This is a genomic window from Streptomyces sp. NPDC059009 (genome assembly GCF_042740175.1).
In the GTDB taxonomy this organism is placed as follows: domain Bacteria; phylum Actinomycetota; class Actinomycetes; order Streptomycetales; family Streptomycetaceae; genus Streptomyces.
Map to the genome: position 1 here is coordinate 21,759 of NZ_JBHYJB010000014.1, position 12,014 is coordinate 33,772.

The 12,014-nt window shown below is 71.4% G+C and carries 9 protein-coding genes; 4 read left to right on the forward strand and 5 right to left on the reverse strand.

Translation table 11 applies throughout. The features are described from left to right. Positions 1-13: 13 nt before the first annotated feature. Positions 14-1,534, reverse strand: a complete 1,521-nt coding sequence (locus ACFWYM_RS16195) for a carotenoid oxygenase family protein (RefSeq protein ID WP_384836314.1) — start codon at positions 1,532-1,534, stop codon at positions 14-16. A gap of 81 nt (positions 1,535-1,615) precedes the next feature. After that, complete coding sequence (locus ACFWYM_RS16200) at positions 1,616-2,698, reverse strand: DMT family transporter (protein ID WP_384836317.1); 1,083 nt, start codon at positions 2,696-2,698, stop codon at positions 1,616-1,618. Positions 2,699-3,022: 324 nt separating this feature from the next. Between ACFWYM_RS16200 and ACFWYM_RS16205 the strand changes: the two genes are divergently transcribed. After that, the gene (locus ACFWYM_RS16205) at positions 3,023-4,075 is read left to right on the forward strand and encodes an XdhC family protein (RefSeq protein WP_384836320.1); all 1,053 of its coding nucleotides are present in this window, start codon (positions 3,023-3,025) and stop codon (positions 4,073-4,075) included. Positions 4,076-4,173: 98 nt separating this feature from the next. On the opposite strand, the gene ACFWYM_RS16210 is transcribed toward ACFWYM_RS16205, so the two are convergent. Further along, complete coding sequence (locus ACFWYM_RS16210) at positions 4,174-4,974, reverse strand: SAM-dependent methyltransferase (protein WP_384836323.1); 801 nt, start codon at positions 4,972-4,974, stop codon at positions 4,174-4,176. 230 nt (positions 4,975-5,204) lie between these two features. Here ACFWYM_RS16210 and ACFWYM_RS16215 point away from each other — a divergent pair, with 230 nt between their 5' ends. After that, a complete protein-coding gene (locus ACFWYM_RS16215) occupies positions 5,205-6,653 on the forward strand; it encodes a carotenoid oxygenase family protein (RefSeq protein ID WP_384836326.1) in 1,449 nt (482 codons plus the stop codon). A 143-nt stretch (positions 6,654-6,796) separates the two neighbouring features. After that, a complete protein-coding gene (locus ACFWYM_RS16220) occupies positions 6,797-7,594 on the forward strand; it encodes a polysaccharide deacetylase family protein (protein WP_384836329.1) in 798 nt (265 codons plus the stop codon). An 81-nt stretch (positions 7,595-7,675) separates the two neighbouring features. Here the strand turns inward: ACFWYM_RS16220 and ACFWYM_RS16225 are convergent, their stop codons facing one another. Then, complete coding sequence (locus tag ACFWYM_RS16225) at positions 7,676-9,010, reverse strand: cytochrome P450 (protein ID WP_384836332.1); 1,335 nt, start codon at positions 9,008-9,010, stop codon at positions 7,676-7,678. Between the two features lie 235 nt (positions 9,011-9,245). On the opposite strand from ACFWYM_RS16225, the gene ACFWYM_RS16230 reads away from it, so the two are divergent. Beyond that, on the forward strand, positions 9,246-9,719 hold the full coding sequence (locus ACFWYM_RS16230) for an SRPBCC family protein (RefSeq protein WP_384836335.1): 474 nt from the start codon (positions 9,246-9,248) through the stop codon (positions 9,717-9,719). Between the two features lie 187 nt (positions 9,720-9,906). Here the strand turns inward: ACFWYM_RS16230 and ACFWYM_RS16235 are convergent, their stop codons facing one another. Further along, on the reverse strand, positions 9,907-11,385 hold the full coding sequence (locus ACFWYM_RS16235; RefSeq protein WP_384836338.1) for an NCS2 family permease: 1,479 nt from the start codon (positions 11,383-11,385) through the stop codon (positions 9,907-9,909). Positions 11,386-12,014 lie beyond the last annotated feature (629 nt).

A 12,014-nucleotide genomic window follows, 5' to 3' on the forward strand; every position in this document is an offset into this window, starting at 1 on the left:
GCCGGGCGCCCGGCTACGCGTCCGCCACCCAACTCCCATGGAACCCGAGCGGCACCCGGCCGGGCAGCTGGACGCGGGCCAGCGGGCGGCCCGTGAAGTCCTGCGCCGAGAGGATGACGAGGTCGGACGCGCCACGGTCGGGGTCGTTCACATAGGCGAGGACGTAGCCGTCGTCCTCGTCCCGGGCGCCCCGGCGCGGCACGAACACCGGTTCACTGGCAGCCGCCCCCGCAGGGAAGCGATGCACCTGCCGCCGATCACGCAACATGTCATGTTTGACGAGGCAGTTGGTGAACTTGTCGTCCGGCGGCACACCGTCGGCGATCTCGTACGCGCGCCACATCTCGGCGGCGCTCGCCGTGTACGCGTAGCGATGGCGGCGCGAGACCAGGGACTCGTTCACGCGCGGGAACTCCTGCGGCAGATCGTCGAGCCTGGCACCGGCGACCCGTCCGGAGCGCAGGTCGATGGTCCAGCGGTCGAGGGTGGGGGCCCCGGTCGCCGAGGGGCCGCCGTGGCCCCGGCCCGCCGCGTAGAAGGGGGCGGGCATGGAGGTGTACTCCACCACCACCGTGTCGCCCAGGTCGTAGGCGTTGAGGGTGTGCGAGTAGTAGACGGGATCGACCTCGAACCAGCGCGTCCTGCCACCACCGCTCCGGGGCAGAATCCCCACGCGCATCGGGTGCCGCTCGTTCCAGATGTACGGCACCACGGCGCCCGCCTCGGCCGCCGCCGCGTCGAACGTGATCGGGACGTCCACGATCACCACGTACTTCTCGGTGAGCGCGAAGTCGTGCATCATCGGCGCGTCCGCCACGGGGATCTTGTGGGTCCGGGCCATGCGGCCGGTCCGGTCGATCATGATGTGCCGCACGTGGTCCCAGGTCGGGTAGTACGCCACCGCGTGCAGCTCGTCGGCCGCGGCGTCGTACTTGGTGTGCGCGGTGAAGGCCCCCTTCAGCGTGGCGCGGAAGTCGTACGGGCGCAGGGTGCCCAGCTCACCGTCCAGCTCGTACGGGAGCGGGCCGCCCTCCTGGAGCGCGAGGATCCGCCCCCGGTACGGGATCACATGCGTGTTGCACGCGAAGTCGTCCGGCGGCACCGGTCCCGGATACGTCTCCCCCAGCTTCTTCGCCACCTGCGACGACCGCACCCACCGGTTCCGGTACCACTCGGCGCGACCGCCGCGCAGCCGCACGCCGTGCACCATGCCGTCGCCGAGCATCCAGTGGTGGGCGCGCGGGTCCTCAAGTCCCAGCGCGTTCGGGCCGGTTCGCAGATAGCGGCCGTCGAGGTCGCGCGGGACACGGCCGGTGACCTTCAGGTCGAAGGCGGTCAACTCCTCGGTGACCGGGGCGAAGGCGCCTTCCAGGAAGGGCAGCGACGACGCCCGCCCACCCCCTGCCCCGTCGGCCGCACCCTCCGCGGCCTGAGCCACCGCCCCGTACCGCCCCGGCCCATACGCCCCGACGACACTCCCTGCCGCCGCGAGCGCCGCCCCCTGAAGAACCCTCCGTCGCGTATGACTGCTCATCGCCTCTCCCCGTTCGCCGTCGGACTCGTGCCCGGTGACAACTGGTCACAGGAAGAAGGCTGCTCCGTCGGAGAGCGGAGGTCAGGAGGGCTGAGGCCCGGACGGGGGTGGTGCTGACGCCACCGTCTCCGCCCCCGCCCCGGTCTCCGTTTCCGTCTCCGCCTCGGTCTCCGTTTCCGTTTCCGGCTCCGTCTCTGCGTGCGTCGCCTCGCCGGACGACGCGACCACCCGCCCCGTCCGCCCGCCCGCGAGCGCCGCCACCACGATCGCCACCAGAGCAAGGGCGACGCCCGCGACCGTGGCCGTCGTGACGTGGGTGTCGCCGCGGGGCAGGAGGAGGTCGAGGGCCAGGGAGCCGACCAGTTGGCCGGTGATCGTGCAGAGGCCGAGGATCAGGACGCCGAGCTTCTGGACCGTCGCCACCGCGATCGTGATGAAGGAGATGCCGACCAGGCCGCCGAGGTAGAGGTGGGGCTCGGTCGGGAGGTGGGTGGGGAAGCCCGTGGCCGCCGCGTGGATCAGGAAGATCACCGTCAACGCCGCCGTACCCGCGACGAAGTTGAAGAACGTGCCCGTGTACGCGGAGCCGGACGCGTTGCGCACATGTCCGTTGACCGCCTGCTGCCAGCTCACGCACACGCCCGCCACCAGCGGAAGCAGCAGCATCGCGTACGGGAAGCCGCCGCCCAGCTTGTCCGCCATCGACAGGCCCACCGCCGCCAGCACGAGCACCGCGCCGACGACCCTGCGCCGCGTCGGGCGCTGTGGCCCCGCCGGGCCGAGCCCCATCCGGTCGAAGAGCAGTCCCCCGGTGACCTGGCCCGCGACGATCGCCACCGTGAACAGCGCGACCCCGAGCGCCCCCACCGTCAGGCCCTGCGCCAGCAGGAACGCCGCACCGCCGAAGCCGCCGAGCACCTGCCACCACTTGAGCCGACCGCCGCGTACGTCCGTGAGCACCGTGCCGACCCCCTGGCGCGGCTTCCGCAGCACCGCGAGGCCGAGGGTCAGGACCACGAGGCCGGAGCCGAACGAGATCACCGCGGCAGTGAAGCCGTCGCCGCCGAGTCCGGCCGCGAGCTCGCCGGTGATGCGGGCCTGCAGGGAGATCAGGGTGCCGGAGAAGACGGCGAGGAGCAGCCAGGGAGCTGCGGCGGCGCGCATGGGCGGACAACCTCTGTGAGTGGGCGGTGAAAGGGGGCTTGCCTGCCCTTTGTAACCGATCACGTCCTCGCCGAGTAGGGGCGGTCGGATCGCGAGACGCCGCTGGGGCGGCCTGTCCGGCGGTTCAGGCCGCATGATTCCTGCGGCGCCCTCTCGCGCCTGGGGCCTCCCCTGCTCGCACGGAGTTGAGAGCCTGGGGAAGTGCCGGAGTGCCGGAGTGCCGGAGACCACGGCCTCGGCAGGATCCGTCGGCCAGGGCCTAGGGTCGGCACCGGAACGGGGCGCCGGAGTGCCCCGCCGACCGGATCGGGGAGGATCTCGGACATGCGTGAGCTGGCGGAGACCGCACGGAAGTGGATCAGCGAGGGCCGGTCGGCCGTGCTGGCCCGGCCGGTCAGTGAGCAGGGGTTCGGGCCCCGGCACCCGGCGGACGCCCTCCTCATCGGTGCCGACGGGACCTGTGTCGGCACCCTGTATCTGGGCGCCTTCGACGCGCAGCTGGTCGGTGCGGCCGCCGCCCTCGCCCCCGGGCACACGGCTCGCGTGTGCGACGTGTCCCTGCACGGCGAGGCGGCCGAGGGCGCCGGGATGACCTGCGGCGGGCAGGCGCAGGTGCTGCTCCAGTCGCTCGACACCGTGCCCGCCCGCTGGTGGGACCTGCTGGCCGAGGGCTCCTCGGCCGCTCTCCTCACCCGCCTCGACGCGGGGCGGAGCGAGGCGGCCAGCTCCGTCGTCACCCTGGCCCCGGACGGGCGGGAGGACGAGGCGGAGGGCGGCGCGGGGAATGGCGCGGAGGGCGGCTCGGAGGATGGCGCGGAGGGCGGCCCGGGGGATGGCGGCCCGGGGAATGGCGGCCCGTCCGTCCAAGCCGCCGAGCAGGCGCGGCAGTTGCTCGCCCGGCACCGGGCCGGGCGCGAGACCGGCCCGGCCCCGGGCGAGGGGCTCGTCCTGGTGGAGAGCTGCCCCGCCGTCCCTCACCTCGTCATCGTCGGCGGTGGCGAACTCGCCGAGCTGCTGCGCGTCCAGGCCGGGATCCTCGGCTGGCAGTCCGACGTCGTCCGCCGCGACGAGGACACCCAGCGGCTGCTCACCGAACGGCCCCGCAGCGCCTGCCTGATCGTGCTCAGCCATGAGCAGGACCTCGACATCCCGGCCCTGCGCACCGCCCTCACCCGGGGCGTCCCCTACGTCGGCGCGCTCGGCTCCCGCCGCACCCAGGCACGGCGCGGCGCCGACCTCCTCAAGTCGGGCCTCACCGAAGAGCAGTTGAGCCCCATTCACGGGCCGATCGGCCTCGACATCGGCGCCCGCACCCCGGCGGAGACCGCCCTCACCATCTGCGCCGAGGTCCTCGCGGCCCTCGCCGCCCGGACGTAGCCCCGAGCCCAGATCCGAAGCCGAACCCCGAGCCCGAACCCCGAACCCCGAGCCCCGAGCCCCGAGCCCCGAGCCCCGAGCCCCGGGAAAGTCCCCCGTCAGCCGGTCTTGCGGGCCACTCCCCCGTAAATGCCGATCTCCGCCGACCGCCCCGGCGGCGTCTCGTCCGGGCGCCAGAACGGGACCTGGGTCAGGCCCGGTTCGACCAGTTCGAAGCCGTCGAAGAACCGCATGACCTCCGTACGGGAGCGCAGGTTCAGGGACGCCGTGGCGCCCTTGTAGACCGCCTGGGCGTCGCGGCGGTCGGCGAAGTCGCCCGTGGCGTGCGAGAGGACCAGGTAGCTGCCGGGCGGGAGGGCGTCGCGCAGGGTGGCGACGATCTCCTCGGGCCGCTCGGCTTCGGTGAGGAAGTGCACGATCGCGACGAGGAGTAGCGCCACCGGCTCGTCGAAGTCGATGAGACTGCGGACATCGGGGTGCTCCAGGATGGCCCGGGGGTCGCGGAGGTCGGCGAGGACGGTGGTGGTGCTCGCGCCGACGCCGCCGAGCAGGGCGTTGGCGTGCGTGTTCACGATCGGGTCGTTGTCCACGTACGCGACGCGCACGCCCGGCGCCACCTCTTGAGCCGTCTCGTGCACGTTCGGCGACGTGGGCAGGCCGGTGCCGACGTCCAGGAGCTGGCGGACGCCCGCGCCGACGACGTGGCGGACGGCGCGGCGCAGGAAGTCGCGGTTGGCCTGCACGCCGATGCGCACCTCGGGGGCCGCGGCGGCCAGTTCGTCACCGGCGGCGCGGTCCACCTCGTAGTTGTCCTTGCCGCCCAGCAGGTAGTCGTAGATCCGTGCGGGGTGGGGCCTGCTGGTGTCTATCTGCTCGGCGCGGAAGCCGTCCTGTCTCATACTGCGCTCCTCTCGGCGGCCGCCACGGCCCGGACACTCCCGGCCACCCGCGTTCGGCTGGCGACAGCCTTCCACATCACCTCTCGTACGTGATCCTCAACTCCTGCACGTGATGCCGGAGTTCCCGAGCCGGGCACCGCGTACCTGCTGTTCCTGGGGGCCTGGCACCACCCCCGAGAGGGGCCCCAGGCCCAACGACAAGATCGCCGCGCGCCAGCAGAGTTGAGGGCATGACGAAGCAGACGGCCCACCCGAACCGCCCCACGACTCCCGCCCAAGAGCCCGGACACCCCTTCCTCGAAGGCGCCTACACCCCCCTGCGGGAAGAGCTCACCGAGTTCGACCTCCCCGTGACCGGGCGCATCCCGGCCGAGCTCAACGGGCGTTACCTCCGTGTCGGCCCCAACGCGCTGGGCGTCGAGGATCCGAAGGCGCACCACTGGATGCTCGGTGAGGGCATGGTGCACGGGGTGCGGCTGCGGGACGGGAAGGCCGAGTGGTACCGGAACCGGTGGGTGCGGTCGGCGTCCGTGGCCGCGAAGCTGGGAGAGCCCTATCCGTGGGTGCGGCCGGAGAACGACTTCGCGCCCAACACCCATGTCATCGGGTACAAGGGGCGGATCCTCACCCTCCAGGAGGCGGGACCCAAGCCCTATGAGATCGACGGCGAGCTGAACACCATCGGCCCCTGCGACTTCGGCGGCACCCTCGACGGGTCCTTCATGTCGCACACCAAATACGACGCCGCCGCCGACGAGTTGCACGCGGTGACCTACCACCCGGCCTGGGACCACGTCCGCCACCTCGTCCTCACCGAGGCGGGAAAGGTCACCCGGACCACCCGTATCCCGGTCTCCGACAGCCCGATGCTGCACGACTTCGCGCTGACCGAGAAGTACGTCGTGATCCTCGACATCCCCGTCACCTTCGACCCGGCGGCGGCCCGCGCGGGCGAGCCCGTGCCGTACGCGTGGAACGAGAAGCACCCGGCGCGGGTCGGGGTCATGGCGCGGTCGGGCGGACCGATGCGGTGGTTCGAGACGGAGAACGTCTATTACTCGCACACCCTCAACGCCTACGACCACAGCGACGGCAACGGTGGCGAGTCCGTCGTCGTCGATCTCACCACCTTCCCCGCTCCCTTCCTCGTCAACGGACGCGGTTCCGGCGGCCCTTCCGCCAGTGGCACCCCGTCCCTCGACCGCTGGACGGTGGACCTGGCGGCGGGCCGGGTGCACACCCGCCGCATCGACGACCGGCCGCAGGAGTTCCCGCGTATCAACGAGTCGCTGGTGTCGCGGCGGCACCGGTTCGGGTACATGGCGTCCACGGCCCCGCTGTACGAGGGCTACGACTCGGTCGACGGGCTGCCCGGCACCCGCACGTACGAGAACGCGCTCATCAAGCACGACCTGGAGAGCGGACGCTCGGAGGTGCACCGGCTGCCTCGGCACGCCACGGCCGGGGAGGCCGTCTTCGTCCCGGCCGCCGGAGCGGGCGCCGGAGCGGACGCCGAGGACGACGGGTACGCGATGGCGTACGTCGCCAATCCCGAACGCGGGGCCACCGACCTGGTGATCCTCTCCGCGCAGGACTTCACCGGGGAGCCCCTCGCCCGCGTGCACCTGCCGACGCGGGTGCCGATGGGACTGCACGGGAGCTGGGTCGCGGACGAGTGAGATCACGGACCGTGGGAGCGGCCGGGTACGGGGCTCGGCCGCTCCGCCGCTCCACCGCTCCCTCCACACCACGCTCACAGCTTCTCTTTATCGAGACCAGACCTCTATGCACCAGACGTATACACGGTGTGTACAGTGCTCTCATGCCTCCCACGATCAACAAGACGAAGTCCCGCACGGCCCGGGTGCGGACCGCCGCGCTCGCCCTCGCGACGGCCGCCGCCGCCTCCCTCGCCCTGACCGGCTGCACCCAGCTCGACACCACCTCGCCGAGCACGGTCCGCAAGGACGCCGCCGACGCCAAGCCGAAGGACCAGGGCAAGTTCGGGACCGTCGACTGCCGCAAGGCGAAGTGCGTAGCCCTCACGTTCGACGCGGGGCCGAGCGAGAACACGCCGCGGCTGCTGAAGATCCTCAAGGAGAAGAAGGTGCCCGCGACCTTCTTCACGCTGGGCAAGAACCACGTCGCGAAGTACCCCGAGCTCGTGAAGCAGATGGACCGCGAGGGCCACGAGGTCGCCAGCCACACCTGGTCCCACAAGATCCTCACGAAGATCAAGCCGGAGGAGGCGCGCAAGGAGCTGGAGCGCCCCAACGAGGCGATCGAGAAGCTCATAGGCAAGAAGCCGACCCTGATGCGCCCGCCGCAGGGCCGGACCAACGACGACGTGAACAAGCTCTCCAAGGAGCTCGGCCTCGCCGAGGTCCTGTGGACCGTCACGGCCAAGGACTACACGACCAACGACAGCAAGCTGATCCAGAAGCGCGTCGTCGACCAGACCAAGCGGGACGGCATCATCCTGCTGCACGACATCTACAAGGGCACCGTGCCCGCGGTGCCGGGCGTCATCGACGAGCTCAAGGCACGCGGCTACGTCTTCGTGACCGTGCCCCAGCTCCTCGCCCCGGGCAAGGCGGAGGCGGGCAAGGTCTACCGCTGACGGCCGGCCTCCGGCCGCCGGCCCTGGACCGCGGGGCAGCGGCCCTGGACTGCGGGGCGACGGCCATGGACCGCGGTGTGCCTACCACCTCACGTGCAGCGCCTCCGGTGAGCGGTGGATCAGGCTCGGCCGCATCGTCACCGGCAGCCGCTCCTCGTCGAGCCGCAGCCCCGGGAAGCGGCGCGTGAACAGCTCCAGCGTCAGCCGGAGCTGCTCGCGGGCGAGCCGCGCCCCCACGCAGCCGTGCACGCCGAGCCCGAAGGCGAGGTGCCGCCGGCCCTCCGGCGGCCGCTCGATGTCGAAGGCGTCGGGCCGCTCGTGGCGCGCCCCGTCGCGGCCCGCAGCGCCGAACGCCACCAACACGTCGGCGCCCGCGGGCAGTTCACTGCCCGCGAGAGTGACCGGGCGCGTGGTGACGCGGTGGAACGCCTGCAGCGCGGTGTCATAGCGCGCGGCCTCCTCGACGGCGGCCGGGATCCGCTCGGGCTCCGCGCACAGCAGCTCCCACTGCGCGGGGTGGCGCAGCAGATGCAGCAGCATCGTGCCGATCAGGGCCGTCGTCGTCAGATGCCCGGCCAGGAGGAAGTTCTGCAGGTGCGCGACCACGTCGCCGGACTGCGACACGGTCAGCTCACCACCGCTGCCGCCCTCGATCCCGCCCTCACCCTCGCCCTCGCCCTCGCCCTCGCCCTCGCCCGGCAGCATGTCGGCGACGAGCACGGAGCAGAGGTCGTCGCGCGGCTCGGCGTGCCGGGCGCGTACGTAGGTGTCGAGGACGGCGTGCATCGCGGCGACGTCCTTGGCGGCGGCGACCTGTTCCGCCTCGCTCAGCGGCCGGAACAGCAGCTCCACGACGCGGTGTCCGCCCTGCAGCACGGGCTCCACGTCCACCGGGTCGAGGCCGACGACCCGCCCGATGACCTCGCCGGGCAGCCGCATCGCGTACGCCGCCATCAGCTCGGCCCGCCCTGCGGACTCGGACTCGGCCCCGGACTCGGATACGAAGTCGTCGATCAGGGCGTTGGCGCGCTCGGCCGCGTACGGGACGAGGGCGGCGACCCGGGTCGCGGACAGCGCCCTGGTCAGGGGCGCGCGGAGGCGTTCATGCTCGGCGCCGTCGGCGCTGACCACGAAGCGCTGGCCGCCGAACGCGGGGCCCAGCTCGGCGAGTGCGGCGGGGGCGGGCAGGATCGGCGGGCTCAGCGCGTTCGCCGAGGAGAAGTCCTCGGGGCGGCGCAGGACTTCACGCACGTCGGCGTCGCGGGCGACCAGCCAGGCGCAGAGCTCGGGGACGTAGGTGAGGCCGTCGGTGGCGCGGGCGCGGGTGTAGAGGGGATAGGGGTCGCGGCAGAGCGCGTCGAGCTGGTCCTGCTGATACGCGGACTGATTCTGCTGACCCTGCTGCTGAGAATCCACAGAGGCATGGTGCCGCTGATTGCCGCGGAGCGGCAGAGCGCCGGGGGTCGCGGAGCGGCAAAAGGGCGGGCGGGTGGGGGACCCGCCGCGGAGCGGCGGAGATCAGGTCGCGGAGCGACCGGGGAAAAGAGGGTCGCGGAGCGACCGGGAAAAGCAAAGCGTCGCGGAGCGACTCGGGAGAAGACGGGAAAGGCAAGACCGCGGAGCGGCCGGTAAGACCTGTCACCATCCACACGTGGCACTCTTCCGCATCGTCCGCGCATCCCCCCACTCCCCCGAAGAGACCTGGCTCAGGCTCACGACATGGGAGCGGCACGCAGACGCCGTCCCGCTGACCCGGGTCACCCTCCGCACACCCCCGCCGCCAGACACAGGCACCGGCACAGGCACCGGCACTCACAAAGGCACCGTCTTCGTCGCCCGCAGCGCCCTGGGCCCGCTCGGCTTCGACGACACGATGGAGGTCGTGGGCTGGCGCCCGCCGCAGTGGTGCCGGCTGGAGAAGAGGGGCTCCTTCATCACCGGCTGGGCGGAGATCGAGGTGCACCCGGCCGGGTCGGCGGGCGCGACCGTCGTCTGGCGGGAGGAGCTGCGCATCCGGGGCCTGCCCCGCCGCTGTGACCGCCCCCTGGCGGCCGTCGCCCGCACCCTCTTCGGGCGCGCGGTCGACAACCTGCTCACCTCCCCGTACGAGAAGCAACTCCCGTAGGGGACGGGCTGCCCGCAGCGCAGCCCGTCCGCCCAGGCTCCGGATGCCCGCCGAGCCCGCCCCCGTACGAACCGTCAGGCCGTACGACTGCTGAGCGGCCGGCGGACTCGGCGGGCCCGGAGCCGGTCCGTGCGAAAGCCGCCGCACCGGAGGAGGCGGCGGCATGCGCACGGACTGGTAGGGGGCGTTACTTGACCCCGAGCCACCCCTCGATCGGGTGGAGGGCGAAGAACGCCAGGAAGACGAGGGCGAGCACCCACATCAGCCAGCCGATCTCACGGACCTTGCCCTGGACGGCCTTGATGACGACGTGGGCGATGACACCGGCGGCGATACCGACGGTGATGGAGTACGTGAACGGCATCAGGACCATGGTCAGGAACACCGGGATGGAGGTGGCCTGGTCGTTCCAGTCGATGTGCCGGGCGTTGGTCAGCATCATCGCGCCGATGACGACGAGCGCCGCGGACGCCACCTGCGTCGGGATGACCTGCGCGAGGGGGCTGAAGAAGAGGCAGAGCGAGAAGGCGAGACCGGTGATCACGCTGGCGAAGCCGGTGCGCGCACCGTCGCCGACGCCCGCGGTGGACTCGACGAACACGGTCTGGCCGGAGGCGCCGGCGAGACCGCCGACCACACCGCCCGCACCGTCGATGGCGAGGGCCTTGTTGAGGCCCGGCATCTTGCCGTCCTTGTCGGCGAGGTTGGCCTGCTGGCCGATGCCGATGATGGTGCCCATGGCGTCGAAGAAGCCGGCGAGGACCAGGGTGAAGACGATGACGCCGACGGTGAGGCCGCCGATGTCGCCGATGCCCTTGAAGGACACCTCTCCGAAGAGGCCGAAGTCCGGCGAGGAGACGATGGAGCCCTTGATCTCGGGGGCGTTCAGGCCCCAGTCGGCGGCGCTCATGCCGGCGGCCTTGTTGACGATCGCGGCGAAGACGGTGCCGCCGACGATGCCGATGAGGATGGCGCCGGGGACCTTGCGGACCTGGAGCGCGAAGATCAGCAGCACGGTGACCGCGAAGCAGAGGACCGGCCAGCCGATGAGCTTGTCGTCGATGCCCAGCTGGATGGGCTTGGAGCCCATGTCGCCGTGCTTGCTCGGCATGCCGGTGACGAAGCCCGCCTGCACCAGGCCGATCAGACAGACGAACATGCCGATGCCCATGGTGATGGCGTGCTTCAGGGCGAGCGGAATGGCGTCCATGATCAGCGACCGCAGGCCGGTGACGACCAGCAGGACGATGATGAGGCCGTAGATGATGCACATCGCCATCGCGTTGCCCCACGTCATCTCGGGGGCGACCTGGAAGGCCATGACGGCGGAGACGCTGAGGCCCGCCGCGAGGGCCAGCGGCACGTTGCCGATGAAGCCCATGACGATGGTGGTGGCGGCCGCGGCGAAGGCCGTGGCGGTGGTGAGCTGGTCACCGTCGAGCCGGTGCCCCGTGGAGTCGGGCACGGAGAGGATCACCGGGTTCAGGAGGATGATGTACGCCATCGCCATGAAGGTGGTGATGCCGCCGCGCACCTCCCGGCCGACCGTGGATCCGCGCTGGGTTATGTGGAAGTACCGGTCGAGCCAAGATCTGCCGGCGGGGACGCGCGAGCCGTGGCCCGCGTCCTCGGCGGTGGTCTTCAGCTCGGGTGGGGACTGGGTCATGGTGCCTACTCCCAAGGTTCACAGGGGCACCCGCTGCGTTGCGGGATTTGGGATGGTGCTGGCTGCACGACCCGGGGGACGGCCCGAGACGAACGTGAAGGTGCTGCGCTTAAGAGGACTTGCGTTCAGCTGAGAGTGCTTGCGTTCAACGTCCGCGAGCGGAGCGGTGGTTGAGTGCTCCGGGCGGTGCGGGCCGAGGGAAGTGTGACGTTCCTGGAAGGGCACGCACCGCCCGGAGGGACTGAGGGGTCCCGCCGGGCGGGATCAGCTGCCGGGGACGGAATCCATGAGTGGCTCTCTTCATTCGAATCGGGGTCGTTCGCTGTAGCCGGGGGGGTCGTTCGTTTCGAGCCAGGTAGGCCGTTGTGCCCTGGCCGACTCGTTCACGTGCTGTTAACGCGGAGTGGGCTCAGTACACCGCCCTGCCGACCGGTGCGGTCAGTCACGGAAAACATGAAGGAGTTGGCTGGCCATGGGGCGCGTCTTGTAGATTCGTATGAAGAACGGGCCTCAGAGACCTCGCGGTTTCCCTTTGGAAACCAAAAGCGCCCCAAGAAACGGCAGACCCGGAGACAGTCGTAACTCCCGGTACACGCCTGACCACAGATCAATTCGAGACAAGATCGGCG

Excerpts from the sequence above, each read along its gene's own strand:
- ACFWYM_RS16195 (WP_384836314.1), bottom strand. The coding sequence starts at position 1,534 with ATGAGCAGTCATACGCGACGGAGGGTTCTTCAGGGGGCGGCGCTCGCG.
- ACFWYM_RS16200 (WP_384836317.1), bottom strand. The coding sequence starts at position 2,698 with ATGCGCGCCGCCGCAGCTCCCTGGCTGCTCCTCGCCGTCTTCTCCGGC.
- ACFWYM_RS16205 (WP_384836320.1), top strand. The coding sequence starts at position 3,023 with ATGCGTGAGCTGGCGGAGACCGCACGGAAGTGGATCAGCGAGGGCCGG.
- ACFWYM_RS16210 (WP_384836323.1), bottom strand. The coding sequence starts at position 4,974 with ATGAGACAGGACGGCTTCCGCGCCGAGCAGATAGACACCAGCAGGCCC.
- ACFWYM_RS16215 (WP_384836326.1), top strand. The coding sequence starts at position 5,205 with ATGACGAAGCAGACGGCCCACCCGAACCGCCCCACGACTCCCGCCCAA.
- ACFWYM_RS16220 (WP_384836329.1), top strand. The coding sequence starts at position 6,797 with ATGCCTCCCACGATCAACAAGACGAAGTCCCGCACGGCCCGGGTGCGG.
- ACFWYM_RS16235 (WP_384836338.1), bottom strand. The coding sequence starts at position 11,385 with ATGACCCAGTCCCCACCCGAGCTGAAGACCACCGCCGAGGACGCGGGC.